Consider the following 24,333-nt stretch of genomic DNA (forward strand, 5'->3'; position numbering starts at 1 on the left):
CCGGGACTACCTGCCTGCCATCGAATGCGGGCGGTGGGCACCGACGATCGCGTCGGTGTCGGCGCCGAGCACCGGCGGCGCGGACGTCAGGTGCGGGCGTTCGCCGGAGAAGCTGACCGGGAACGCGATCTGCCGCAGACTGCCGATCGTCGGGTGGTCGACCGTCCCGATCATGCCGAGCGCCGCGGTGTGCGGGTCGGCGTAGATCTCGTCGAGGTGCCGGATCGGTGACACCGGCACGGCGTGCGCGGCGAGCGTGTCGCACCAGTGCTCGACGGTGCCCGGCGCGAAGGCCGCCGACAGTTCCCGCTCGAGATCGCCGCGATTCGCCACCCGGTCCCGGTTGCGCTCGAACCGCGGATCGGCCGTCAGGTCGTCCCGCGCGATCGCCGAGCACAGGCTCGCCCATTGCGTGTCGTTGCCCACCGCGACGACGAAGTACCCGTCGCTCGCGGGGAACGCTTGATACGGAGCGAGATTCGGATGACCGGAGCCCAGCGCGCCGGGACGCTCCCCGGTGGCGAAGTAGTTCGTCGCCCAGTTCACGTGCAGCGCGAGCTGGCATTCGAACAGCGACGTCGTCACGTACTGCCCGCGGCCGGTCCGCGACCGCTCCACGAGGGCCGCGAGCACGCCGATCAGCCCGAACAGCGCCGCCCCCAGATCGCCCATCGCGAATCCGGCCTTCATCGGCGGCCCGCCCGGCTCACCGGTCAGCGACATGAGGCCGCCGGCGGCCTGCGCGATCATGTCGTAGCCGGGTTCGTCACGGAGTGGCCCCTCCTCCCCGAACGCGGAGATGTGCAGCACGACCAGGTGCGGGTACCGCTCGGACAGGGTCCGGTAGTCGAAGATCCGCTGCAACCCGCTGCCGGGTTTGAAGTTCTCGACGACGACGTCGGTCTCCTCCAGGATCCGGTGGATCAGATCCTGTCCCTCTTCCGATTTGAGGTCGACGGTCACCGACTTCTTGCCCCGGTTGATCGCGAGGTAGTACGTGGCGTCGGCGCCGACGAACGGCGGCCCCCACGACCGGGTCGGGTCACCGCCCTCGGGATGCTCGACCTTGGTGACGTCGGCGCCGAGGTCCGCGAGCGACATGGTGGCGTACGGCCCGGCGAGGATCTTGGAGAGGTCCAGCACCCGCACCCCCGCCAGGGGTGCCGGTCCGGTGTGGGTGGCGTTCACAGCAGAACTCCTGTCGCAGAGTCGGATCGGGGTGCGGCGGCCTGCGCTACGTCCGCGGTGACGTCGGTGCCGTCGACGACGGCCGCGAGGTGGCGGAGGGCGAGGTCCGGGACGTCGCCCGAGTCGCTCGACAGGTACGCGTTGGCGACGAGCAGCGACCGGTAGCCGCGGCCCGACGTGACGGCAAAATCGGCGAGGTCGTAGAGCAGGGTGGCCATCGTCGCGCGGGCCAGATCGTTGGCGTAGCGCGCGCACCCGGCCTGCGCGGTGTCCTCGTCTCCGGCGACCAGCAGGTCGCCCTCGTCGACGAGGTCGTCCCACCGTCGACGGAGCACGTCGGCGCCTGCGCCGCAGTCCGGTCCGAGCCCGGCGAGGATGCCGCGCATCGTGTCCGCCAGCTGCCGGTGCGCACCGAGTTTGCGCATGCACCGCAGCACGTCGAGGGCGATGACGTTGCTCGATCCCTCCCAGATCGACCCCAGGTGGGCGTCGCGGACCAGGCGGGCGTGTGCCCATTCCTCGATGTAGCCGTTGCCGCCGCGAACCTCCATGGCCTCGCCCGTGACCACCCGGGCCCGCTTGCACACGTAATGCTTCGCGAGCGGGGTGAGGACCCGGATCAACCCACGCGCGGAGTCGTTCCCGGCGTCGGCCGCCTGCAGACACTGCGCGCTGTACGCCACCAGGGCGAGCGCCGCCTCGGCGTCGAGCGCGAGCGGCAGCAAGGTCGCATGCATCAGGGGCTGGTCGAACAGGGTCTTGCCGAACACGACCCGCACCCTTGTGTGGTCGACGGCGTCGCGCACGGCCCGCCGCATCAGCGCGCTCGACCGCATCGCGTTCGACAGCCGCGACGTGTTCACCATCTCGGCCATCTGCCGGAACCCGCGGTCCAGTTCGCCCACCTGAAGGGCGTAGGCCCCGGTCAGCGACACCTCACCGCTGGGCATGGACCGGGTACCGAGCTTGTCCTTCAGCCGGTCGATCGTGTAACTGTTGCGCTCGCCGTCCGCGAGAACCTTGGGCACCATGAACATTCCGACGCCGCGGGTGGAGCCGTCGTCACCGCGGGGGAACCGGGCGAGGGTCACGATGACGTCGGCGTCGGGATTGGACGCGAACCACTTCTTCCCGGTCAACCGCCACGCGTCGCCGTCGCGTTCGGCCAGGGTCTCCGTGCGGGCGATGTCCGTGCCGGCCTGCGGTTCGGTCATGAACATCGCGCCGGTCATTGCACCCTCGGGGTCCGTCGAGGTCAGCGCGTCGATCCACGGCCCGAACACGTCGGGGTCACCGAACATGCGCAGCGTGCGGGCGGCGGCATCCGTCATCGACACGGGGCACGCCAGCCCGAACTCGGCCTGCACGAAGACGTATGACGCGAGGTACTTCACCAGGTGCGGCGGGACCGCGTCCCAGCCGTGCAGGCCGCCGCGGTGCGACAGCGCGGACAGTCCGTATTCGCTGTAGGCGGCGCGGCACAGCTCCTGATAGGCCGGGTGGTACGTGATCCGGTCGATGCGTTCGCCGTCCCGGTCGAACTGCTCGAGCACGGGCGGATTCTTGTCCGCGGTGGCAGCGAGTGCGTCGAGTCGGCCGGCGGCATCTGCGCCCAGCCGGCCGAGCAGGGCGTTCAGCGTGTCGCGGTCCGACGGTGCGGCCCAGCGGTCGACGACGGCGCGCAGAGCGGGATCGGTGTGAGCGAAATTCATGAGTGGGCAGCATCTTTCCGGGTCGAGGTGTGGGCGGGAAGGGGCTCTGCATCCCGGCTCCGACGGGCTTCGCCCCTGCGGAGCAGCAGCGTCATGCAAACGAGCGAGAGCACGACGTAGCCGAGTCCGAGGGCGACCACCGGCCAGATCGAGTCGGTACGGGTGAGCAGGAACTGGCAGAGCATCGGGGCGGTTCCGGCGAAGATCGCCGTGGACAGCTGATACGACAGCGAGATTCCGGTATAGCGGACGTTGGTCGGGAAGACCTGGGCGAGGATGCCGGCGAGCGCGGCGTAGTACATCGCGTGCGGCGCGGTGGCCAGCACCATGCCGAGCATCGCCAGCGGCACCGACCCCGATTGGACCAGGAGGAACATCAACGGCAGCAACACGAGTTCGGGCAGCAGCATCCACCGGATCGCCCGCGACGGATCGATTTTCGTGGCCAGCACGGCGCCGAACGGCTGGACAAGCACCTGCGCAACGAGCGCGATGGTGATCACGAGGAGGAAGTCGCCGCGGTCGAAGCCGAGATCGGCGGTGGCCCAGGCGAGTGCGAACGTCGTCTTCACGTAGGTGATGGCGACACCGGCGACCACCGCGCCCACCCCGAGGGCGAGTTCGACGGGGTGCGAACGCAGCACCTCGACGAGCGGCATCCGGGTGCGTTCCTGCGCGACGACGGCCTTCTTCATCTCCGGGGTCTCCGAGATGCGCAGCCGGATGTACAGCGCGACGACGACGAGCGCGGCGGACCCGAGGAACGGCAGCCGCCAGCCCCAGGACTCGAACACGCTGTCCGACAACAACGTCAGCGCGAGAAAGGCCAGGGTCGCGAGCAGGTTGCCGACGGGCGATCCCTGCTGCGCGAACGCGCCGTACAGCACCTTCTTGTTCGGTGGCGCGAATTCGGTGGCGATGAGCACGGCGCCACCCCACTCACCGCCCATGGCGACGCCCTGGACCACGCGGAGCGCGACGAGGAGCACCGGTGCCCAGATCCCGATCTGCGAGTAGGTGGGGAGGCAGCCGACCCCGACCGTTCCGATCCCCATGAGGATCAGCGTGATGATGACGGCGTTCTTGCGTCCGAACTTGTCGCCGAAGTGACCGAACACGATCCCGCCGAGCGGGCGGGCCACGAAGCCGATCGCGAACGTCGCGAACGCGGCGAGAGTGCCCACCGCGGGTGAGGCGTCGGGGAAGAACAAGCGGCCCAGCACGAGCGCGGAGGCGGTGCCGTAGATGTAGAAGTCGAACCACTCGATGGTGGTGCCGACGAAGGCGGTGACACCCGCCTTGCGGGCCTGCCGGGTGCTGTATTCGGGTGGTGCCGCGTCGCGGCCGGGATTCGGATTCACGGTTCTCCCTGACTTTCGTGCTCGGGGCGTCACACCGATGTTGAGGTGGTGTGCATCACTATGGTCGGGATTCCGTGTAGAGTCCAAGACTTAATTCAGCTTGTTTAGGTGATCCAGACACATAGTCCTCGAGGAGCGTCATGGAACTCCGTCACCTGCACGCCTTCCTCGCCGTGGCCGAAGAACTGCATTTCGGACGGGCCGCCGAGCGTCTCCATGTCGCGCAGTCGCCGCTCAGCCAGACCGTGCGGGCCCTCGAACGGGAACTGGGCACCGACCTGTTCGTCCGCACCACCCGCTCGGTGCGCCTCACGGCTGCGGGCGAGGCACTGGTGGGTCCGGCCCGCACCATCGAGGCGCAGATCGGGATCGTGCGGGGCATCGCGCAGGCGGCGGCCGCCGGGGAGACCGGCCGCGTGACCGTCGGGTTCGGCGGCGCGGGCGGCTACACGGTGCTGTCCGTGCTCGCCCGCTCCCTCGCCGACGCCTACCCCGGCATCGAACTCGACCTTCGCCCGCAGATGTACTCCGGCGAGGTCCTCGACGCCCTCGCCCGCGGCACCCTCGACATGGGCATCGTCGGACTGCCGGTCCCGCGGGGTTTCGCGACGCACACCGTGCTCGAGGAGGCGCTGATGGTCGCGGTCCCGGCCGGCCACCGCCTCGTCGCGGCGGGCGCCGTCGTGCCGCAGGAACTGGCGAGCGAACGGTTCGTGATCTACCCCGCCGAACACGGGTCCGTGGTCCGCGACGCCACGCTCGCGCTGTGCGCGGCGGCGGGGTTCGCCCCCGTCGTCGCGCACGAGGCGCCCGACCCGTACAGCCTGCTCGCGATGGTCGGCGCCGGGGTCGGGGTGGCCGTCGTGGTCGATTCGACGGCACACCTCACGATGGACGGGGTCGAATACCTGCCGATCGCGGGCGACGCCCCGACCCTCCCCATCGCGATGGCCTGGCAGGACGCGAATCCGTCGCCGTCGGTGCAGACGGTCACCCGGGTGCTGCGCGACGTGATCGGAAGCGCGCGGTAGCCACTACTGCCCAGGCACGAAGGAGCGGCGCCCCTCGCCGGGGCGCCGCTTCGTCAGCTCGTCGGGTATTCAGGACGGGTAGCTCGGCACCGACGCGCCGATGGCTTCGGCCGCCGCGGCGACGGTGTCGCGCTGTGAACCCGCGACCATGAGCGACACGAGGTCGAATACCACGGTAGCGGCTGCGACACAGGTGATCTCGGCGTGATCGTAGGCCGGGGCCACCTCGACGACGTCGGCGCCGACGACGTTGAGGCCGGTCAGCTGACGCAGCATCCGGAGCAGTTCGCGGGATGTCAGGCCACCCGCTTCGGGTGTGCCGGTTCCGGGGGCGAACGCGGGGTCGAGGACGTCGATGTCGATCGACACGTACACGGGGACGTCACCGACACGTCGGCGGACCACGTCGACGGCCGCCTCGATGCCCATCACGTCCAGATCGCCTGCGCGGATGATCCGGAATCCCATCCGAGCGTCGTCGTTCAGGTCGGCCTGGTCGTAGATCGGACCGCGTATTCCGACGTGGATGGAGTGGTCCTCGACCAGAAGACCCTCTTCGAATGCGCGCCGGAAGATCGTCCCGTGCGTGACCGGCTGACTGAAGTAGGTGTCCCAGGTGTCGAGGTGAGCGTCGAAGTGCACCAGTGCAATCGGTCCGTGCTTTGCGTGCAGCGCCCGCAGATTCGGCAGGGCGATCGTGTGGTCGCCGCCGATCGAGACGATCTTGCGGTCGCCGCCGCCGAGAATCTCGGCGGCATGTGCCTCGATCTGCCGGCAGGCCTCGCCGATGTCGTACGGCGTGATCGTCACGTCACCGGCGTCGACGACCTGCACTTCTTCGAGCGGTGCGACACCGAGTTCGACGTGATAGCCGGGGCGCAGTGCACGCGCCGCCTGCCGGACGGCCATCGGGCCGAACCGGGCGCCGGGCCGGTACGACGTGCCGCCGTCGAAGGGGACGCCGAGGATCGCGATGTCGTAGTCGTCGACCTCGTGGATGTCGGCGATGCGGGCGAACGTGCCCTTGCCGGCGTAGCGGGGAACCTGGGTTGCGGGCAGTGCACCGACGAGGGATTCTCTGGGCTGGGGCATGGCTGTCTCTCCTGTACTCGGGAAGGTTCTTGTCAGGTCAGGCGCGGGTCACGGGCGCCGGGTCGGGATCGTCGGATTTCTCTACTTCTGACTCGGTTTTCGACGCGGTGTCCGTCAGCGACGCGCCGCGGGTTTCCGGTGCGAGGAAAATGGAGGCCACGAGCCCGATGAGCGTGACAACCGCTCCGATCATGAGTGCGCCGCTCGCGCCGAAGCTGATCAGCGCCATCGGCATCAGATAGGTGCCTGCGGCAGAGCCGATCCGGCTGATCGCGGTGCCGACACCGACCGCAGTGGCTCGAACCTCGGTGGGGAAAAGCTCGTTGGGGTAGACCACCTCGAGGAAGCTCGAGGCACCGGAGCCGATCGCGAAGACTGCGAGGGCCAGGAAGAAGATCTCCGCCGGAACGTCGGGGATCAGGGCGGGGACGGCCAAAGTGACACCGATGACGGCGAACGACCCGATCAGCAGTTTGCGTCGTCCGATCTTCTCGACCAGCCACAGACCGGGTATGCCGCCGACCACGAACAGGACCGCGATGATGAGGGAACCGCCGTAGAGGTTGGCGTCGCCGTACAGCCCGAAGGACTCGAGAAGGTCGGGGGCGAACGTGTACACCGCGAACAGGGGGATCACCTGGGCGGTCCAGAAGATCGCCACGAAGATGGTGCGTCGCAGGTAGGGCTTCTGGAACACCCGGAAGAACGACGTGCTGACGACGGGTTCCTCGGGAAGGTCGGCGACACCGTACTGCTCGCCGTAGACCAGCTTGATCGACTTGTCGGCCTCCGCCATGCGCCCCTTGCTCATCAGCCACCGCGGCGACTCGGGTGTACCCATCCGGGCGAGCAGCGTGATGACGGCGAAGATGGCGGGGCTCGCGAGGAGGAAGCGCCAGGCATCCGGGCCGAGATCCTTCGCCAGGTAGCCGACGATGTAGGCAGCGGCGGCACCGACCGCCCACACCACGAACATGGCGCCGAGCAGCCGGCCGCGCTGCCGTTTCGGCAGGAATTCCGCCAGCAGTGACGTAGCGATCGGGTAATCGGCGCCGATCGCGACACCGAGCAGGAACCGCAGCAGAATGACCTGCCAGGCCTCACCGCAGAAGGCGGAGAGGACGGAGAACACCGCGAGCGCGACCAGGTCGGCGATGTACATGAAATGCCGGCCGATCTTGTCGGTCACGTAGCCGAACACACCGCCGCCGACGAAGATCCCGACCAAGCTTGCCGCACCGATCAATCCGATCTCGGTGGTGCTCAGGCTCATCGCCGGTTCCATGGTGATCAGCGCGACGCCGATGATCGACAACGCGAATCCGTCGATGAACGGCCCGCCGGAGGAGAACGCTGTCAGCTTCTTGTGGAAGGAGGTCAACGGTGCATCGTCTATCAGATGACCGGTATTAGTCATTGGGGCTCCTGGACTGGATGAAGTGCGGGTGTTGCCGTTTGTGACGTCCAACACAGAATGCCTGGCCGTTTGGGCGGAACACGAGTAGCCAATGCGCAAAACCAGTGGTTACGCTTTATTCGATCGCACAAACCTGATTGGGCGTTGACGCAGAGGAGGCTCCGTGGCTGTCACCGTCGGTGAGCTCGTGGAGATCCCGCACCTGCGCCTGGAGGTGTATTCCGGGGCGTCCGGACTCGGTCGCGAAGTCACCTGGACCCACACCTCCGACCTACCCGAACCGTGGCGATGGGTCACCGGCGGCGAATTCCTGATGACCAACGGCATGTCGTTCCCGAAGTCGGCGAAAGAGCAGGCCGACCTGGTCCGGCACCTCGCCGACGCCGGAGTGGCCGGGCTGGGCATCGGCGAGAACATGTACTGCCCGCGCCTGACGGCGGCGTTCACACGCACCAGCGACGAACTGGGCTTCCCGGTCCTGTGGATCCGGTATCCCCTCCCCTTCGTCGCCATTTCCCGGTCGGTGGCCGAAGCCACCCTCGTCGACCAGTCGCATCGCCTCGCTCGCACCGTCCGGATCTACGACCTGATCCGCAGGCACACCGCCCGCGGCGCCGCACCCGCCGACCTTCTCTCCGCACTCGCACGCGAACTGGGTTGCGAGATCCAGGTGTGCGACCGCGCCACCGGGGAGCCCTGGTTTCCGGGCACGACCCCGCTGGACCCGACAATCAGCGACGCGGTGGTGGCGTTGTCCGAGGCGTCGAAGAACGTGGCGGGCGGCGCGTACGGACTTCCGTCGGTCGGCGACCGGGCCGCGATGCTCACCGACATCCCCCGCCATGCAGGTGCCGCACTCGTCACGCTCAGCGATCCGCGGGTGGGCGTCGACCCGATCCAGCTTCAGCACGCTGCCACCGTCGTCGCCATCGAACTGTCCCAGACGCAGTTGATGCTCGAACACGAACGCCGTTACGGTTCAGGGCTTCTCACCCAGATGCTCGAAGGCCGCATGGACGTCGCCGGGGTCACCGCCCAACTCGCCGATCTCGGCTTGAAACCCGAGTCCGCCGTGTTGGTGGCGGCGCGCAGCGAAGAGCCGGAACGGATGCTCGAACTGCACAATTCGCTGTGGCGGCACACCCTCCCGTATCTGTGCCTGCTGCGCATGGGCACCGCGCACGTCCTGGTGCCGGACGGCCCGGACACCGACTCGGTGCTGTCCCGCGCGCTGGGCCCGACCGCCCGCATCGGTATCAGCCGAACCGTCGGGTCCCTCGCGCGTTTTCAGGATGCGGCGCGGGAGGCCGCGTGGGCACTGTCGATCGCCGAACGACGCGAGACGGTCGTCTCCCGATACGGCAGCGCCGTCCCGTGGGTCGGGCTGTCGAGCGTGGCCGACGCACAAACCCTGGTGGACAGGATCCTGCGCCCGGTTCTGGACTACGACGAGCAGCACAACTCGAGACTCGTCGAAACGCTCGACGCCTTCCTGCAGAACCAGCGGTCGTGGCAGCAGACCGCGCAGGCGATGCACATTCACCGGCAGACGGTCATGTACCGCATCCGCAAGGTCGAGGCGCTGACGTCCCGCGACCTTGCGGACACCAATTCACTGTCGGAACTCTGGCTCGCCGTCCGCGCTGCGGAACTGCTGTACACCCGCGACAGCGACCGGTCGGAGTCTAAGCCGGCGACCTGACCAGTCCCTATTCCGTCAATACATACGTACGTATGGTCATGCGAGCCGCACCCGCACCGGCACCGATTCCCACGACCGCAGCGTGTTGTTGAGGTGACGGCGCACCGGCCCGGCGATCTCCAGCGACTCCACCCGGGATGCCAGCGCCGTCAGCAGCGCCTCCGATTCGAGGCGCGCGACATGCTGGCCGACGCACTGGTGGATGCCCATCCCGTACCCCACGTGCCCGGACGGGTTCCGGCCGAGATCGAACACGTCCGGGTTGTCCCACCTGCGCGGATCGCGGTTCGCGGCGCCGAGGAACATCAGAATCTTCCTGCCGTCCGGGATCACCGTGCCGCCGATCTCGGTGTCACTCGTAGCCGTGCGGAAGAACGTCTGGACCGGCGACTCCCACCGCACGGCCTCGTCGAAGGCCGTCCGGGCCAGCGTACGATTCTCGCGCAGCCTCGCCCACTGCTCCGGATGCCGCGCGAACGCGTAGAGCACGGCCGCGAGTCCGTTGACCGTGGTGTCCACCCCTGCCGTCAGCAGCGAGCGCACGGCGAGCGGCGCCTGCTCGTACGTGATGTCGCCGCGGTCCGCCGCCGCCCAGATCTGCGCACCGAAGCCGTCGCCGGTGAGCGCGTCGCGCGCGCACTGCTCGCTGACCCAGCCGGACAGTTCGGCCACCCGGGGCGCGCCCTTCTTCACCAGGCTGTTGACCGGACCGAACGCGTTGAACGCGTGGTCCCCGTACGGCAGCAGGTTCTCCCGTCCGATGCCGGCGATGCCGACGGCATCCGGGAAGACCCGCAGCGGGAACGCGGCAGCGAGGTCGGTGACCGCGTCGAATTCGGTTGCGTTCGAGAGCAACTGGTCGACGAGGATGTCCGCGTCCTGAATCCACGACGCCCTGAGCTTCTGCAGTGCGCGAGGACCCAGAATCTTGCTCAGCACCGCCCGCGGGGCGTCGTGGTGCGGCGGGTCGGCCTCGAGCAGGATGCTCGGGGGACGCCACGGAGTCTCGTACCGGAAGTTGCTCAAACCGACCCCGGCGGCGGATTGGAACGACTGCCAGTCGATCAGCGCGGCATGGACCTGCTCGTAGCGGCCGAGCGCGAAGACGTCGTAGCGCCGCAGGTACACGACCGGGCCCGCATCGCGCAGGTCCGCCTGGAACGGCAACGGGTCCTGCAGGACGTCGAGGGCGAACGGGTCGGCATCGCTGACGGGCAACGTGGGGGCGGGGGCGAACATCGTCACGGGAAATCCCTTCGCTGGGTGTGTCACGTCTGGGTGTGTCACGTCTGGGTGTGTCAGAGGTCGAGCACGAGGCGGTCGGAGCACGACCGTGAGACGCAGATGAGCATGCAGTCGCCGGCGGATCGCTCGTCGTCGTCGAGGACGGAATCGCGGTGGTCGGGGACGCCTGCGAGGACGGTCGTCTCGCAGGTCCCGCACGTGCCCTCGCGACATGAGGACAGGACGTTGACCCCGGCCTCCTGCACCGCGTCGAGGACGCTGGCGCCGGGAGTCACCGTCACCGCGAGGCCGGAGCGCGCGAGTTCCACCTGGAACGGTTCGTCGCGCAGCGGAGCGCCCCGGTCCCGCGGCACGAAACGCTCGGTCCGCAGCGAGCCCATACGCCATCCGGCGCAACAGCTTTCGACGGCCGCGAGCAGTGGCCCGGGTCCGCACACGTAGACCTTCGCGTCAGCGGCGGCCGCGGTGGCGAGGTACGCAGGCAGGTCGGGATGGCCCTGCTCGTCCCGCGGCACGACGACCACCCGGTCGCCGTAGCCGGCGAGTTCGTCCCGGAACGCCATGGACGTCCGGGTGCGGCCGCCGTACACGAGTTGCCACTCGATTCCCATCAGTTCGGCCTGGCGGATCATCGGCAGCAGCGGGGTGATTCCGATGCCGCCGGCGACGAACAGATACCTCGGCGCGGGGACGAGCCGAAAGTTGTTGCGCGGAACGCCGACCCCGACGAGGTCGCCCTCGGCGAGTTCGTCGTGGACGTACGCGGACCCGCCGCGGCCTGCGGATTCCCGCAGCACACCGACCCGGTAGGTGTGCGCGTCCCAACGGTCACCGCACAGCGAGTACTGGCGGGTCAGCCCGTTCGGGAGCATCAGGTCGATGTGGGCGCCGGGCGCCCAGTCCGGCAGCCGCCGGCCGTCCGGGTGCTGCAAGGTCAGCGCAACGACACCTTCCGCGACAATATCTTTGGCGACAACTCGCAGCGCCGCGTCCGCTGGCGCACCGGAAGAAACCGGGTTGTGTGGCATCTCGACTCCTCGATCTCGCGTTTGTTCGAGGATCTTCCGAGCAGGGGCCGAGCCGCCAGAGCATTTTCAATAGTTGAATGTCGAGACCGTAACCGGAGTCACTCCCCCGGGCGAATTCCCAGTGCCGTCACACGCTCGAGTCCGTCCGGAACGAGATCCAGCCCGGTCTGCGGCCGGTCGGCTTATTCTTCACGTGACGGCCGGGAATTGCGCACCCGACCCACCGTCCGAACGGAGTCCGAAGATGGAGCCACCGACCGAACCCGAACGCCCCGCCGACGCATCCAGGCACCCACGCGGCACGATGAAGGCCGTCGTCCGGGACGTCTACGGCCCGCCCGAGATCCTCGAACTGCGGGACGTCGCGGTACCCGTTCCCGCGGCCGACCAGGTGCTGGTCCGAGTGCACGCGGCGGGTGTCGATCGCGGCGTGGCACACCTCGTGACCGGGCTCCCGTACCCGTTGCGCCTCGCCGGGTACGGCCTCCGCAGGCCTAAGGTCGCCGTTCCCGGGATGGACCTCGCCGGGCGCGTCGAGGCGGTGGGCGACGGCGTCACCGGATTCCGGCCCGGCGACGACGTCTTCGGCATCGGCACCGGGACGTTCGCGGAGTACGCGTGCGCGCCCGCGGCCAAACTCGCGCACAAGCCGACCGACCTGACGTTCGAGCAGGCCGCGGCGATCGCGATCTCCGGGCTCCCGGCGCTGCAGGCGGTACGCGACCACGGCCGGGTCTCGGCGGGGCAGTCGGTGCTGATCCTCGGCGCCTCCGGCGGCGTGGGCACGTTCGCCGTGCAGGTCGCCAAGGCGTACGGCGCGGAGGTCACCGGCGTGTGCAGCACCGCGAAGGTCGACCTGGTCCGGTCGATCGGCGCCGATCACGTCGTCGACTACACGGACGAAGACGTCACCCGGCTCGGGCGGCGGTACGACGTCGTCCTCGACATCGGTGGCAACACGTCGCTGTCGCGGCTGCGCCGGGTCCTCACGCCGCGCGGGAGACTCGTCATCGTCGGCGGCGAAACGGACGGACGGTGGCTGGGCGGCACGGATCGCCAGCTCCGCGCGCTCGCGCTGTCCCCCTTCTCGAGTCGGACGCTGTGCGTGTTCGTCTCGAAGGAGGATGGCGCCGATCTGCGCGTGCTCCGCGACCTCGTCGAGTCGGGCGACGTCACACCGGTCGTCGAGCGAACGTACCCGCTGGGCGAGGCCGCGACGGCCCTCCGCCGCCTAGTCGACGGGCAGGTGCGCGGAAAGGTCGTGCTCTCGGTGTCTGCCGACTGACTTCCTAGGTGTGTGCCCGTCGGCTGATGTCCTTGTCGACCGCGGTGGCGATGTCGTGCACGAGCCGGGAGTGCCAGTGTTTGTGGGCCTCGAGATCCGCGGTGAGGGCGTGGCAGTCCGGGCATTCCAGGGGGCTGGGTTGTGCGGTGCTTTCCATGGCGCTGCGCTTTCCGGGAGAAGTGGTTCCGATACCACCGTGGCACGGGCGGGTCGGATAGTCCACCCGGCCGGCGGGCTACTTCGACGCGGTCGCCATCACCCGGGTGATGCCCTTCGCCGCTGCCTGCAGCGCGGGGATCTGCGCGTACGCCTTCTCGTCGTTCGGCACGACCACCGACAGCGCGGCCACCACCTTGCCGGCGCCGTCCCGCACCGGAACCGCGACACCCGTCGTGTCCGGGTACAGGTGACCGGCACAGAGGATGTAGCCGTGCCGGCGCACGTCCGCCAGCACACCCCGCAACTGTCGGGGGGTGCGAATCGTATTGTCGGTGAACACCTTCAACTGCTCCCCCAGGATCCGCTCCTGCAGCTCCGACGGTCCGTGGGCGAGCAGGATCAGCCCCGACGAAGAGACGTGCAGCGGCATCCGGCCGGCGATGCGCGTGTAGTTGACGACGGCTCCCGGCGCCGTGAGCCGCTCGATGAACAACACCTCGTCGCCTTTGAGGACACCGAGCTGAGTGTGCTGCCCGACGACGGCGTGCAGATCCTCCATGAACGGCATCGCCGCCTCCCGGAGCCCGAGGGTCGGGGACGCCCGCGACGCGACCTCCCACAGGCGGACCCCGATCCGCACCTTCCGGTCCTCACGCTCGAGCCAGCCGCACCCCACCAGTTCGTCGATCAGCCGCGACGTGGTGGAGATGTGCAGACCGGACCGCCGGGCGATCTCGGACACCGTGAGCAGCGAATCGTCCGAACGGAACGATTCGACGATCCGCACCGTCCGGGCCAGGACGGACTCGCCGGTGTGCACACGTGCCATGCCTTCAGTGTGCACACCGGCCGACGCTCAGCGCAGATCGCGCCGCCGGAACGCCGCCACACCCGCCACGATCAGCGCGGCCGTGATCAGCAGCAGCCACCCGATCGGCGCCCATTCGAACTGGCCGCCCGGCAGCTTCGGAGCGTGGCTGAACGGCTCGAGATTCAGCACCGCCTGCGGGAACTGCGCGATCGACCCCACCATGAAGATCAGCAGGAACGCAACGAGCACTCCCCACGCCACCGGCGTGAACCGCGGAACGACACCGAACAGCAGGACCGTCACCCCGGCGAGCAGCCAGATCGCGGGAAGCTGCACGAGCGCCGCCCCGACCACACGGGACAGGGCTCCCCCCACGTCGCCGACGGACGCACCGTAGGTGAGTCCGGCGGCCACCCCGGCCACCACGATCGCGACCGCCGGACCCAGCAACGCGAACAGGATGTGGCTCGACGCCCACCGGACCCGGCCGACGGAACCGGCGGTCACGGGTTCGAGACGCTGGGCGTTCTCCTCCGAATACAGGCGCAGCGACGCGGAGATCGCATAAGCCGCGGCCGCGATGGCGAGCATGGTGAACGCGTAGCCGATGAACGATTCCTCCAGCGACTGCGACCCACCCATCCGCAGGATGATGTCCCGGATCGTCTGACTGTTGCCGACCTGGCCGCCGACGCCCTTGGCGGCGCTGCCGATCAGCAGTCCGTACAGTCCGAGCCCGGCGGTCCAGGCCGCGAGAGTGCCGCGGTGCATCCGCCACGCCAGTCCGAGGGTTCCGGCGAGTGCGGGCGATGCGTCGGTGGGTCCGGGACGTTCGGCGATCAGACCGGCGCCGACATCGCGCCGGCGCAGGAGAGCGTATGCCGTCCAGGTGAGTACGGCCGCCGTGACGAGACTGAGGATGACGATCCACCAGCGTTCGTCGGCGTACGGACGGATCTGCAGGGCCCAGCCGAGCGGCGAGAACCACGACAGGGCGCCGCTGCCGGCGTCACCGATCGCGCGCAACGCGAAGGCGACGCCCAGCACCGTCAATGCGATGCCGCGCGCGACGCGGGCGCCGGTACTCACCTGCGCCGCAACGGCCGCCACCGCGGTGAACACCAGACCGGAACAGGCCAGCGACGTCCCGAAGGCCACCGAGCCGCCGAGCGGGAGGTCGCGGGCGAGTAACGCTGCCGCACAGAGGATCCCGGTGACCACGGAGGCACCGCCGGCGAGGATCAGCGCCGCGGTCAGACCCGAATACCGTCCGACGGCGGTGGAGTCGAGAAGCTCGGCCCGGCCGGTCTCCTCCTCGGCGCGGGTGTGCCGGATGACCGTCAGGATCACCACCAGCCCGATCAGCGTGTAGTAGATGCCGGCCTTCCAGACCCCCACCGAACCGAGGCTGGAGTTGAAGATCGGCCCGTACATGGCGATCTGTGCGGGGCTGGCCGCCGTGGTGGCCGCGAACTCCGCCAGGTCGGCCGGGGAGGTGTAGATGTCGGCGATGCTCGCGACGTACAGCGCGGGCGCGAACGCGAAGATCAGGATCCACAGGGGCAGCGCGATCCGGTCCCGGCGCAGGAACAACCGCAGAAAGTGCAGTGTCCCCTTGAAATCCGAGGACGATACCGGTGCCGGTTCCACGGGCCGGAACCGGGACACCGTTGCGGTAGTCATGCCCGCACCTTCTCCACCGTGTCGGACGACGCCGTCGGGCCGACGTCGATCTCGTAGTGCCGCAGGAAGAGTTCTTCCAGGGTCGGGGGCTTGCTGACGAGGCTCCGCACCCCCGTGTCGCCGAGAACCCGGATGAGTTCGCCGAGATGTTCGCTGTCGACCTGGCAGTGCAGCGTCGACCCGTCGAACTGGATGTCCGCCACACCGTCGATGCGACTCAGATCGCCTGGATCACCGAGAAGTTCGGCGGTGATCGACGTACGACTGAGATGCCGCATCGACGCCAGCGTCCCGGATTCGACCGCCCGCCCCGACCTGATGATGGTGACCCGCTCGCACAGAGCCTCCACCTCGGACAGGATGTGACTGGACAGCAGCACGGTCACCCCGCGGTCGCGGGCCTCGCCCACGCACTCACGGAACACCTTCTCCATCAACGGATCCAGCCCGGAGGTCGGCTCGTCGAGCAACAGCAGGCGGGCGTCCGACGAGAACGCCGACACCAGGGCCACCTTCTGCCGATTGCCCTTCGAATACGCCCGCCCCTTCTTTCTCGGATCGAGGTCGAAACGCTCGATCAGATCCTTCTTGCGGGTCTCGTCCAGTCCGCCGCGCATCCGCGCGAGGAGGTCGATGGTCTCGCCGCCGGACAACGACGGCCACAGTGTCACGTCGCCGGGGACGTACGCCATGTCGAGGTGCAAGGCGACGGCGTCGCGCCACGGATCGCGGCCGAACACGGTGGCCTCACCGCTGTCGGCGTGCAGGCTGCCGAGGAGGACGCGGATGGTGGTGGACTTGCCTGCCCCGTTCGGCCCGAGGAACCCGTGCACTTCCCCTTCGCCGACCTCGAGGTCGAGTCCGTCGAGCGCCCGGGTTCGTCCGAACGTCTTCACCAGGTTGCGCACTTCGATGATCGCGCTCATAGCTGCTCCTAGTTCGGGGAGTCGGTATGTTCTGGGGGTGCCGCGCCCGCCTGCGCGGCGCCGTCTTCGGTGGCCAGATACGCCTCGAGCATCGACGAATCCGGCAGGAGGCCCTCGGTGTACATCTCGAGGGCGGGCAGCGTGACGTCGGTGGCGAGGTCGCGGATGGCCGTGGCGTAATCGAGCGGAACTTCCTTGTCTGCGCGCATCTGCAGGTACAGCAGCATCGCGCCGACGTTGTAGAGCGTGAGGTAGCGGGCCCGCGCCGCCGGGTTGCGGCTGGGCCGGACACTTCCGGTCGCCACTCCCAGTTCGAGGTACTGCGTCGTGTCTTCCACCATGTGCTCGAAGAGGGATTCGCCGAGACCGCCGCCCGCCTGGAAACTCCGCACGATGTACGCGACGAGTGGGGCGTACTGCTCGATGTCGGCGAGGGCCTGCATTGCTCCCGCAGGCCCGGGTGTGGATACGGCCTCCGCCTTCTGCTCGCGGATGATCCGCAGGACGTGCTCGTCGCATTCGGCGCGCAGGCCGTCCTTCGAACCGAAATGGTGGATGACCAGGCCGGGTGACACCCCGGCGGCGGTGGCGATCGCCCGCACTCCGGTGCCGAAACCGTGGTTGCCGAACACCGTGATGGCCGCGTCGCGCACGCGGGCGCGGGTGGTCATGTCGGGTTGCGGGACCCTGGAAGCGGCATTGGTTGAACGCATGTTTAGTACGCTAAACGCGTGTTCAACCGGACGCAAGGGGTGACGGCGTCAAGATTTCGTCAAGGCGGAAACAGCCGGGCGCCCGGTGAACACGACGCTCGGGCGGGGGAACCGGTTCCGGGCGCATGCCTCGTCCAGGGCCTCGTCGACGGCCTCGCGCAGATCGACCCGATCCGCGTCCGCGAGGACCAGTTCCGTCAGGATCACGCCGTAGTCGCGCCGGACCCGTTCCATCAGCCCGATCGCGTCGTCGACGGCCTTCGAACCGGCAGGGCATCGGATACCGACCAGCCGCGGTTGCGGCTGTTCCATAACCGCACGCAGCGCGTCCTCGATGCCCGGGCCGTCCGTGCCGAGGACCGACAGGTCGAGCACCGTGTTCTGCCGCGACTGCTCGTGCGCGAACAGATGGGGAAGGTGAAGTGTCATCGGAACCTCCTCGATCCGTCGACGGCCGTGGGTGGGCCGACTCGGGGATTCAGTTCCAGATCTACCCCCGTCGCGCGAGGTTTCGGCCGGTCTTGACGCAGATCTGACTCCGGCGAACGCAATCCTGACGCGGTGTTGGCGCGGGCCCTATGCCGTGGTGGCCTTCGCGACCGCGTCCCGAGTGAGGCCGGTCAGCTTGTCGACGTTCTCGGGAGTGGCCGGATAGCCGGCCGACGTCACCCCGACGACATATGTGCCGTCGAGTGCGCCGTACCCGATGTGAGTGTCTTCGCCCTGGGTGACGGCACCGGCGAACGCCTTGTCGCCCACATCGGCCGGCGCAGGCAGCGCCACGAATCCCTGGACGACTTCACTCTTGTCGATCGCCTGCTCGAATGCGGTGGAGGCCGCGTCGGGGCTGGGGTACCGATCCACCGAGATGGTGACTCTTCGCCCGTCTCCGCCTTCGTAGATCACCATTCTGGTCGCTTCGGGGGCACCGGCCGCGGTGGAGTTCTCACTCGTCGCGGTCTGTCGCTCGATCTCCGGGAAGTAGTTCTGCACTCCGTCCAACGCGACGACCACGTCCTCGGGCAAGAGGTTCGTGTCCGACGTCGTGTGGTCCTGCTGCGATTCGGCATCGGACCCGGAGTCCTGCTGCCCGCACCCGGCCGCAAGCAGGACTCCTGCCAGGACGATCGAGAGGAAGGCGAGACCGCCGCGCCTACGCACACCGTGCCGCTCCGTCGATTGCACCACGCCGGATACCCCTAACTGCTCGGGACGAACCACCCGTCGAGCCTAGTATGGAAACGATCCGAGTACCTGCAGTTTCGACGCCGCCCACCCAGTTTCGGCGTCCGGCCAACGCTGTGAGGAGTCCACGTGACGAGCGAGGGAAGCATCCGGATCGGCAGCCGGACCATCACATATCTCGAAGCCGGTGACCCGCGCGGACCGCTCGTGCTACACAACCACGGCGGACCGTCCAGCCGATTGGAGGCCGAACTGTTCGACCCGTACGCGAAGGCCAACGGATTGCGATTCGTCTGCGCGGATCGGCCGGGCATCGGCGGGTCCGACCTTCAGCCGGGCCGCACCTTCGAAAGCTGGACCGACGACCTCCTGCTGCTGGCCGACTCGTTCGACGCCGACCGGTTCGCGGTGACCGGGTGGTCCGAGGGCGGACCGTGGGCCCTGGCGGCGGCCGCATATCTGGACCCGATGCGCCTCGCTAACGTCGTGTGCATCGCAGGCGGCAACTACGGAACGTTCGGCGCGAACTGGGCCGCGAAGTATCTGAGCAGCGTGGACGCGCTGGGCGGTCGCCTGGCGCTGCACTTCCACCCGGGTTTCACGCTCATGTACGAGCTGCTCGGCATGAGTGCCACACATTTCGAGGATCGCTACGGACAGGCGATCAAGAAGTCGACGTGCGCGGCGGACCGGGAGGTACTGGCCGACGAGGACGTCCTCAAAGGCTTTCTGGGCGCAAGCCGGGAGTGTTTTCGCCACGGCGCAGACGGACTCGTCGTCGACGCCACAATGCTCTACGAGGCCTGGCCGTTCGACATGACCAAAGTAAAACGCCCGGTGCACTTCTGGCAGGGCAGCGCGGACACCCTGGTCCCCGAGGTCATCAACAAGACGGTGGCCGACAGAACCCCGGGCGCCGTCTGGCACCCGGTCAGCGGTGGTGGTCATTTCATCGCCGTCAGCCACGCCGACGACATCCTCGCGCTGACAGCGAACGAGCTTGCGTCAGCATCCAACTGAATGCTCGATGCAAACTCTCACACCTGTGTCGATGTCCGGCCTGGACCGAAATTCACTGGGTAATAATCACGTTCCGAGCTACTTTGAGGGAATGCCACCCCGCTACCACGTCACCTCGGTGTTGAATCGTGCATCCATTTCCCGATACGGGTTGGACTGGACTCGGATGGGTGCGGCTCGCGGTATCGCAGGGAGCTACAGCCCCGAGCAGCAGGGCTGCTTCCTCGCGGCAGGCGAGTGGGAACGCGACTGGTTCGTGCGGATGAACAACACCGGTGGGGCGGTGGACGTGTGGGAAGTCCACGGTATCGACGACGCCGATCTGGTCCAGTCCCCGGAGGGCCACTTCTACTTCCCCGGTGTCATCGCACCCTCGGAAATACTGTTGGTGCAACGCGACCTGCCACCGGCCCGGAACTACTGACTGCACGGGCGTAAGAGGTGCCCAACCCGCGCGCTCTGTAACGAATTCTTGTTCGCTGCCGAAAATCCAGGGGGCGAGGTACGTCTCGAGTCTCGGGGAATGAAGAAATGGGAGGGCTCATGAGCAACCAGTTGGGGCGCCGCGCATGCGCTGCGGCACTCACTGCTGTCGGGTTGGGAACCGCTGTCGTGGCGGGAGGGGGTGCGGTCGCACATGCTCAGCCCGCACCACCGACGTCGACGACGATGACGTGCTCGAGCGCGAATCCCCTCGTCTGGGCACCGCCGTTCACGTGGACCGTCAACGCCTCGTCCGGCGAGTCGCTGCGACCGGGTGGGTCGGCGCTGGAGCCGGCGATCCTGCTCAGCGGCGGGAACGAACTGCCCACGCCGCCCGGCGGTCTGATCCCGAGCATCGGAATCAACTGGTACGGCACGCGGGTGTCGGTCGACTGGCACAACACGACCACGGGCGCGAGCGGCCACAGCGTCAGCGACGAGGCTGCGTTGCAGCAGAAACCGGGAATCCCGATCAACCGGACCTGGACAGGAACAGGAACGGTGTCGTTCACCGTCACCGTCCAGACCGGCGCGGGATGGTGGTTCGTCAATTCTCAGAACGCCGTCTGCCAGGGAACGATCTCCGTCGTCCCCGGTCGGTAACTCGGAACTGTCGGCGGCGTGGCGCACAGTGCCCGCCGCCGACTGTCCTCGATTGTCAGGCGGGAGGTTGCCCGTCGTTCGCCTCGGCGAGTTCGGCAAGCCGGTCAGCGGACGCCAGCAGCCAGTCGGACGTGGTGCTGCGGGCACGCTCTCGGCGTTTCGGGTCGTCGGTCAGGCGCGACCAATCATAGGTATGCGTAACGCGAACACGGTTCTCGTCGAGCGGCTCGAGCTCCCAGCGCCACAGATGCCCCGGCGGTGGATGTCCCTGCTCCGAAGGCGTCCAGGCGATCAGACGCCCCTCCTCGAATTCCACCACGTGGTTGTCGCGGATGCCTGCGTTGGTCAGCGTCACGGTGAACACGTCACCCACGGCGCGCACCCGCTGTCCGGGGGCGGCCTCGGCCAGGTTGCCGTTGCCGTCCCAGCGCGGCTGTTGCGCCGGGTCGGCGATCAGTTCGAAGATCGCCCGTGCCGGAGCGGCGATGACACGGCTTGCGGTGACGACGGTGGGAATCCCGTTCTCCTCGGTCATGACTCGATCAAACCACGAGGTGGCACTCTCGGCTTGTTTCCGCGGTACCGTCGGGACATTGACCGACGGCGATCTGGAGCACCATGTCTCTTCTTACGCTCGGCAAGTCGATCGCGATCACCGGACTGGTGCTGCCGGATTGTTCGGTGCCGCCGCCCCGGCCGCGGCGGATCAGACCCAGGACAGGTGGGTGAACATTCCGGACACTGCGACGGTCGCTCACGGGATCGCCTGCGGCGGCCGGATCGGAGGCGTCACCGTTGCCACCGACTCGCTGCCCGGCCTGGTCTACGTTCGGCTGAACGGGACGTTCGTCGGTGTGTCGTCGACGCCGGGAGTGCTGTGCTCGGTATTCGCGACGCTGCACTGGCGCAACCTGGATACCGGCGCTGCAGGATCGTGGTCCGCCGACGTCAGTGGTGGGCTGCTCGACTTCCCGGCGGAGCCGTGGGCGCACCTCGAGACGGGATCCGGTCGCGTCGAGGTCACGCTGACCACCGACCGCCCGCACATCCCCAGCATCACGCAGATCAACGTGTATTGAATACCGGACGAGGAAAGGGCACAACATGCGCAACCTTCGACGAACGGCAGTGGCGGGGGCCATGATCGCGGGACTGATGACGCTAGGAACGGCAACGGCGTCCGCCGCGCCGTTCGGATCCCTCGGCGACGGACCCGATCTCGCGATCACCCAGGCGAATACCGAAGGCGTCAACGCGTGCGCAGTGCGCGTCACCAACGAGGGCGACGGCACCGCCACCGGCGTCACGGTCCACAGCCCGCTCGTGTACGAGAGCAGGAACCTCGGCACGCTCGCTCCCGGCGAATCGAAAATCGCCCAGTACTTCGACTGCGGATTCTCCGAACGCATCTTCTACTTCGCCACGACCGCCGGCGAGACAAACTGGGCCGACAACTTCCTGTACCTCGAACTCTGACCGCCCACGGAGCCACGGCTACGTGTTCGTCCGTCCGTGCGTGTGGCGGAAACGGTGGCTGTGCTGTACAACTAAAACAGCGAGACCGGTTTGTGACATGAACCACACCTAAACGTTACTTTTACACACGTCAATATCGATATGAACGACAGTTCCGGGGGGAAACGGATTTGCGCAGGCAGATTCCGTTTCGGGAACGGTAAGGACACCACATGCTGTTCCCGATGGCGCCGACCGACTCACTGTTTCTGCTCGGCGAGTCCCGCGAGCATCCGATGCACGTCGGCGGCCTGGCGGTGTTCACCCCACCCGAGGGATCGTCGGCGGCCGACGTGCGCGCGATGTTCGATGCGGCGCTGGTCGGCGACCAGGTGGCGGCGCCCTTCCGGAAGCGGGCCCGCCGCTCGGTGACGTCGCTCGGCCAGTGGGGCTGGGACAGCCTTCGGCACGACGAGGTCGATCTGGAACATCACGTGCGCCGCGACGCCCTGCCCCAGCCGGGCGGAATGGCCGAGCTGATGACCCTGGTGTCACGGCTGCACGGCACCCTGCTCGACCGCAGTCGCCCGTTGTGGGAGATGCACCTGATCGAGGGGCTCGCCGACGGCCGCTACGCGGTCTACACCAAGATCCACCACGCCCTCGCCGATGGTGCGTCCGCGATGCGACTGCTCCGCGACAGCATGAGTGAGGACCCGAATCGCCGGAACATGCCCACCCCCTGGCAGCCCCGGAACACGCTGTCGGCCGTGCCGGACGCGCGGATGGCCGTCACGAGCGGTCCCGGCTCCGCGCTTCCGGCCATGGCGTGGGACGCCGCCCGTGCCGCGGCGAGCGAGGTGGCGGGGCTGCTGCCCGCGGCGTTGGGCACCGTGGACCGCGCCCTGCACGGCAAGGGTGGTGCGTTGTCGCTCACCGCACCGCACACCCTGTTCAACGTGCCGATCAGCGGGGCCCGTCACGTCGCCGCCCGGTCGTTCCCCATCGAACGGATCCGTCTGCTGGCCAAGCACGCCGACGCCACCATCAACGACATCGTGCTGACGATGTGCGCGGGCACCCTGCGGGCCTACCTGCACACCCGCGACGCGTTGCCGGACAACCCGCTGATCGCGATGGTCCCCGTGTCCTTGCGCGCGCCGGAGACCGGAACCGGTGAACGCGCGCCCGGCGGCAACCGGGTCGGAGTGCTCATGTGCAACCTGGCCACCCACCTTCCCGACCCCGCGCACCGCCTCGAGACGGTGCGCAACTGCATGAACGAGGGCAAGGCCGCCCTGCAGGCGATGAGTCCCGCCCAGGTGCTCGCGATGAGCGCTCTCGGCGCCGCCCCACTCGGAGTCGAGATGTTCCTCGGCAGGCGGGGGCCGCTGCGTCCGCCGTTCAACGTCGTCATCTCCAACGTCGCCGGACCCCGAACCCCGTTGTACTGGAACGGCGCCCGCCTCGAATCCCTCTACCCGCTGTCGATCCCCACCACCGGGCAGGCACTCAACATCACCTGCACCAGCAGCGACGACCAGATCGTCTTCGGCCTCACCGGCTGCCGCCGCACCGTCCCGGATCTGCACCCCATGCTCGACCACCTCGACGCCGAACTCGATCTCCTCGAAACCGCCGTCGGACTGTGAGGCGTAGACCGTAAACCCTCACTGCCTTCCGGGGCGCGGGTGTCGCGTCGAGATGCTAAGCCTTCTGGCCGGCTTGCGGTTTGCCTGTGGATTTAGTTGGGGCCGATCGAGGCCGAATCGCCGATCCGATTCGGTCATTCCTCCCCAGACGCCGTAGGGTTCGCCGACGTCGAGTGCGTGGCGCAGGCATTCGTGCCGAACCGGGCAACTCCGGCAGAGTTCCTGCGCCTGCCTCTCCCGGCGGATTCGTGTTGCTCTGCTTTCGCTGTCCGGCCCGAAGAAGAGATCCGCCCGGGTGGTTCGGCACAGCGCGCGGGTCTGCCAGTCCCACAGATCGGAGTGGGGCGTCAGCAGACGAACGGTGAGTGTCAAAGATGGCATGGGATAGTCGTTTCCGAGGCATAGTGGTCGTCTTCGCCTCCGAGGCCTAGTGGTCGTCTTCGCCTCCGAGGCCTAGTGGTCGTCTTCGCCTCCGAGGCCTAGTGGTCGTCTTCGCCTCCGACGCCTAGTACTGCAACGGCACATGCTTGACAGATGGACGATACTGATTGCGTGGTCCTCGATCTGGTTGCTGCCGAGTTG

Annotated in this window: 25 protein-coding genes; 9 read left to right on the forward strand and 16 right to left on the reverse strand. The window is 68.1% G+C overall.

Features of this window, described 5'->3' with window-relative positions:
* Positions 1–6: 6 nt before the first annotated feature.
* The 3 genes from MLGJGCBP_RS08185 to MLGJGCBP_RS08195 are packed head-to-tail and all read right to left on the reverse strand — an operon-like array spanning position 7 to position 4,261.
* On the reverse strand, positions 7–1,188 hold the full coding sequence (locus MLGJGCBP_RS08185) for a CaiB/BaiF CoA transferase family protein (RefSeq protein WP_160094729.1): 1,182 nt from the start codon (positions 1,186–1,188) through the stop codon (positions 7–9).
* Positions 1,185–2,900, reverse strand: a complete 1,716-nt coding sequence (locus tag MLGJGCBP_RS08190) for an acyl-CoA dehydrogenase family protein (protein ID WP_160094730.1) — start codon at positions 2,898–2,900, stop codon at positions 1,185–1,187. The genes MLGJGCBP_RS08185 and MLGJGCBP_RS08190 overlap by 4 nt, the downstream gene beginning before the upstream one ends.
* Positions 2,897–4,261 (reverse strand): MFS transporter, encoded by a 1,365-nt coding sequence (locus MLGJGCBP_RS08195; RefSeq protein WP_160094731.1) that lies wholly within the window; start codon positions 4,259–4,261, stop codon positions 2,897–2,899. Before MLGJGCBP_RS08195 ends, MLGJGCBP_RS08190 begins: the two co-directional genes overlap by 4 nt.
* Before the next feature lie 140 nt (positions 4,262–4,401).
* Here MLGJGCBP_RS08195 and MLGJGCBP_RS08200 point away from each other — a divergent pair, with 140 nt between their 5' ends.
* The gene (locus MLGJGCBP_RS08200; protein WP_160094732.1) at positions 4,402–5,292 is read left to right on the forward strand and encodes a LysR family transcriptional regulator; all 891 of its coding nucleotides are present in this window, start codon (positions 4,402–4,404) and stop codon (positions 5,290–5,292) included.
* A gap of 69 nt (positions 5,293–5,361) precedes the next feature.
* Here MLGJGCBP_RS08200 and speB read toward each other — a convergent pair whose 3' ends face one another.
* Both speB and MLGJGCBP_RS08210 read right to left on the reverse strand, forming a co-directional pair.
* Entirely contained in the window at positions 5,362–6,384 is a 1,023-nt protein-coding gene (gene speB, locus MLGJGCBP_RS08205; protein ID WP_160094733.1) for an agmatinase, read from the reverse strand.
* Between the two features lie 37 nt (positions 6,385–6,421).
* Complete coding sequence (locus tag MLGJGCBP_RS08210; protein ID WP_160094735.1) at positions 6,422–7,801, reverse strand: MFS transporter; 1,380 nt, start codon at positions 7,799–7,801, stop codon at positions 6,422–6,424.
* Between the two features lie 163 nt (positions 7,802–7,964).
* Here MLGJGCBP_RS08210 and MLGJGCBP_RS08215 point away from each other — a divergent pair, with 163 nt between their 5' ends.
* Positions 7,965–9,503: a PucR family transcriptional regulator gene (locus MLGJGCBP_RS08215; protein ID WP_201452995.1), complete on the forward strand. Its 1,539-nt coding sequence runs from the start codon at positions 7,965–7,967 to the stop codon at positions 9,501–9,503.
* 36 nt (positions 9,504–9,539) lie between these two features.
* On the opposite strand, the gene MLGJGCBP_RS08220 is transcribed toward MLGJGCBP_RS08215, so the two are convergent.
* On the reverse strand, positions 9,540–10,742 hold the full coding sequence (locus MLGJGCBP_RS08220; RefSeq protein WP_201452998.1) for a cytochrome P450: 1,203 nt from the start codon (positions 10,740–10,742) through the stop codon (positions 9,540–9,542).
* 59 nt (positions 10,743–10,801) lie between these two features.
* On the reverse strand, positions 10,802–11,776 hold the full coding sequence (locus MLGJGCBP_RS08225; RefSeq protein WP_160094739.1) for a PDR/VanB family oxidoreductase: 975 nt from the start codon (positions 11,774–11,776) through the stop codon (positions 10,802–10,804).
* A gap of 244 nt (positions 11,777–12,020) precedes the next feature.
* Here MLGJGCBP_RS08225 and MLGJGCBP_RS08230 point away from each other — a divergent pair, with 244 nt between their 5' ends.
* The gene (locus MLGJGCBP_RS08230) at positions 12,021–13,061 is read left to right on the forward strand and encodes an NAD(P)-dependent alcohol dehydrogenase (protein ID WP_236580973.1); all 1,041 of its coding nucleotides are present in this window, start codon (positions 12,021–12,023) and stop codon (positions 13,059–13,061) included.
* A 4-nt stretch (positions 13,062–13,065) separates the two neighbouring features.
* Here MLGJGCBP_RS08230 and MLGJGCBP_RS50385 read toward each other — a convergent pair whose 3' ends face one another.
* The 7 genes from MLGJGCBP_RS50385 to MLGJGCBP_RS08260 form a co-directional block, all read right to left on the reverse strand.
* Positions 13,066–13,218 carry a hypothetical protein gene (locus tag MLGJGCBP_RS50385; RefSeq protein WP_179220325.1) on the reverse strand — a complete coding sequence of 51 codons (153 nt, stop codon included), beginning with the start codon at positions 13,216–13,218 and terminating at the stop codon, positions 13,066–13,068.
* Positions 13,219–13,296: 78 nt separating this feature from the next.
* On the reverse strand, positions 13,297–14,049 hold the full coding sequence (locus tag MLGJGCBP_RS08235; RefSeq protein WP_160094741.1) for an IclR family transcriptional regulator: 753 nt from the start codon (positions 14,047–14,049) through the stop codon (positions 13,297–13,299).
* A 27-nt stretch (positions 14,050–14,076) separates the two neighbouring features.
* On the reverse strand, positions 14,077–15,714 hold the full coding sequence (locus MLGJGCBP_RS08240; RefSeq protein WP_160094743.1) for an ABC transporter permease: 1,638 nt from the start codon (positions 15,712–15,714) through the stop codon (positions 14,077–14,079).
* Positions 15,711–16,640 (reverse strand): ABC transporter ATP-binding protein, encoded by a 930-nt coding sequence (locus tag MLGJGCBP_RS08245; protein WP_160094745.1) that lies wholly within the window; start codon positions 16,638–16,640, stop codon positions 15,711–15,713. The genes MLGJGCBP_RS08240 and MLGJGCBP_RS08245 overlap by 4 nt, the downstream gene beginning before the upstream one ends.
* Before the next feature lie 8 nt (positions 16,641–16,648).
* Positions 16,649–17,353, reverse strand: coding sequence for a TetR/AcrR family transcriptional regulator (locus tag MLGJGCBP_RS08250; protein ID WP_160094747.1), 705 nt, complete (start codon positions 17,351–17,353; stop codon positions 16,649–16,651).
* 48 nt (positions 17,354–17,401) lie between these two features.
* Positions 17,402–17,782: a decarboxylase gene (locus MLGJGCBP_RS08255; RefSeq protein ID WP_160094749.1), complete on the reverse strand. Its 381-nt coding sequence runs from the start codon at positions 17,780–17,782 to the stop codon at positions 17,402–17,404.
* Between the two features lie 147 nt (positions 17,783–17,929).
* Positions 17,930–18,541, reverse strand: coding sequence for a hypothetical protein (locus MLGJGCBP_RS08260; protein WP_160094751.1), 612 nt, complete (start codon positions 18,539–18,541; stop codon positions 17,930–17,932).
* A 126-nt stretch (positions 18,542–18,667) separates the two neighbouring features.
* On the opposite strand from MLGJGCBP_RS08260, the gene MLGJGCBP_RS08265 reads away from it, so the two are divergent.
* From MLGJGCBP_RS08265 to MLGJGCBP_RS08275, 3 genes are all read left to right on the forward strand, one after another.
* On the forward strand, positions 18,668–19,558 hold the full coding sequence (locus tag MLGJGCBP_RS08265; RefSeq protein ID WP_160094753.1) for an alpha/beta fold hydrolase: 891 nt from the start codon (positions 18,668–18,670) through the stop codon (positions 19,556–19,558).
* A gap of 166 nt (positions 19,559–19,724) precedes the next feature.
* Positions 19,725–19,982: a hypothetical protein gene (locus MLGJGCBP_RS08270; protein WP_160094755.1), complete on the forward strand. Its 258-nt coding sequence runs from the start codon at positions 19,725–19,727 to the stop codon at positions 19,980–19,982.
* Positions 19,983–20,101: 119 nt separating this feature from the next.
* Positions 20,102–20,644, forward strand: coding sequence for a hypothetical protein (locus MLGJGCBP_RS08275; RefSeq protein WP_160094757.1), 543 nt, complete (start codon positions 20,102–20,104; stop codon positions 20,642–20,644).
* A gap of 55 nt (positions 20,645–20,699) precedes the next feature.
* Here MLGJGCBP_RS08275 and MLGJGCBP_RS08280 read toward each other — a convergent pair whose 3' ends face one another.
* Positions 20,700–21,179 (reverse strand): SRPBCC family protein, encoded by a 480-nt coding sequence (locus tag MLGJGCBP_RS08280; RefSeq protein WP_160094759.1) that lies wholly within the window; start codon positions 21,177–21,179, stop codon positions 20,700–20,702.
* Between the two features lie 190 nt (positions 21,180–21,369).
* Here MLGJGCBP_RS08280 and MLGJGCBP_RS08285 point away from each other — a divergent pair, with 190 nt between their 5' ends.
* The 3 genes from MLGJGCBP_RS08285 to MLGJGCBP_RS08295 all read left to right on the forward strand — a co-directional run bounded on the left by MLGJGCBP_RS08285 (position 21,370) and on the right by MLGJGCBP_RS08295 (position 23,751).
* Entirely contained in the window at positions 21,370–21,723 is a 354-nt protein-coding gene (locus MLGJGCBP_RS08285; protein ID WP_236580974.1) for a hypothetical protein, read from the forward strand.
* A gap of 25 nt (positions 21,724–21,748) precedes the next feature.
* Positions 21,749–22,120, forward strand: a complete 372-nt coding sequence (locus tag MLGJGCBP_RS08290; protein ID WP_160094761.1) for a hypothetical protein — start codon at positions 21,749–21,751, stop codon at positions 22,118–22,120.
* Between the two features lie 212 nt (positions 22,121–22,332).
* Entirely contained in the window at positions 22,333–23,751 is a 1,419-nt protein-coding gene (locus MLGJGCBP_RS08295) for a WS/DGAT/MGAT family O-acyltransferase (RefSeq protein WP_160094763.1), read from the forward strand.
* An 18-nt stretch (positions 23,752–23,769) separates the two neighbouring features.
* On the opposite strand, the gene MLGJGCBP_RS08300 is transcribed toward MLGJGCBP_RS08295, so the two are convergent.
* Positions 23,770–24,132 carry a WhiB family transcriptional regulator gene (locus MLGJGCBP_RS08300; RefSeq protein ID WP_160094765.1) on the reverse strand — a complete coding sequence of 121 codons (363 nt, stop codon included), beginning with the start codon at positions 24,130–24,132 and terminating at the stop codon, positions 23,770–23,772.
* Between the last annotated feature and the right edge of the window lie 201 nt (positions 24,133–24,333).

This window comes from Rhodococcus sp. T7 (assembly GCF_009872365.1).
Classification (GTDB): Bacteria; Actinomycetota; Actinomycetes; order Mycobacteriales; family Mycobacteriaceae; genus Rhodococcus_F.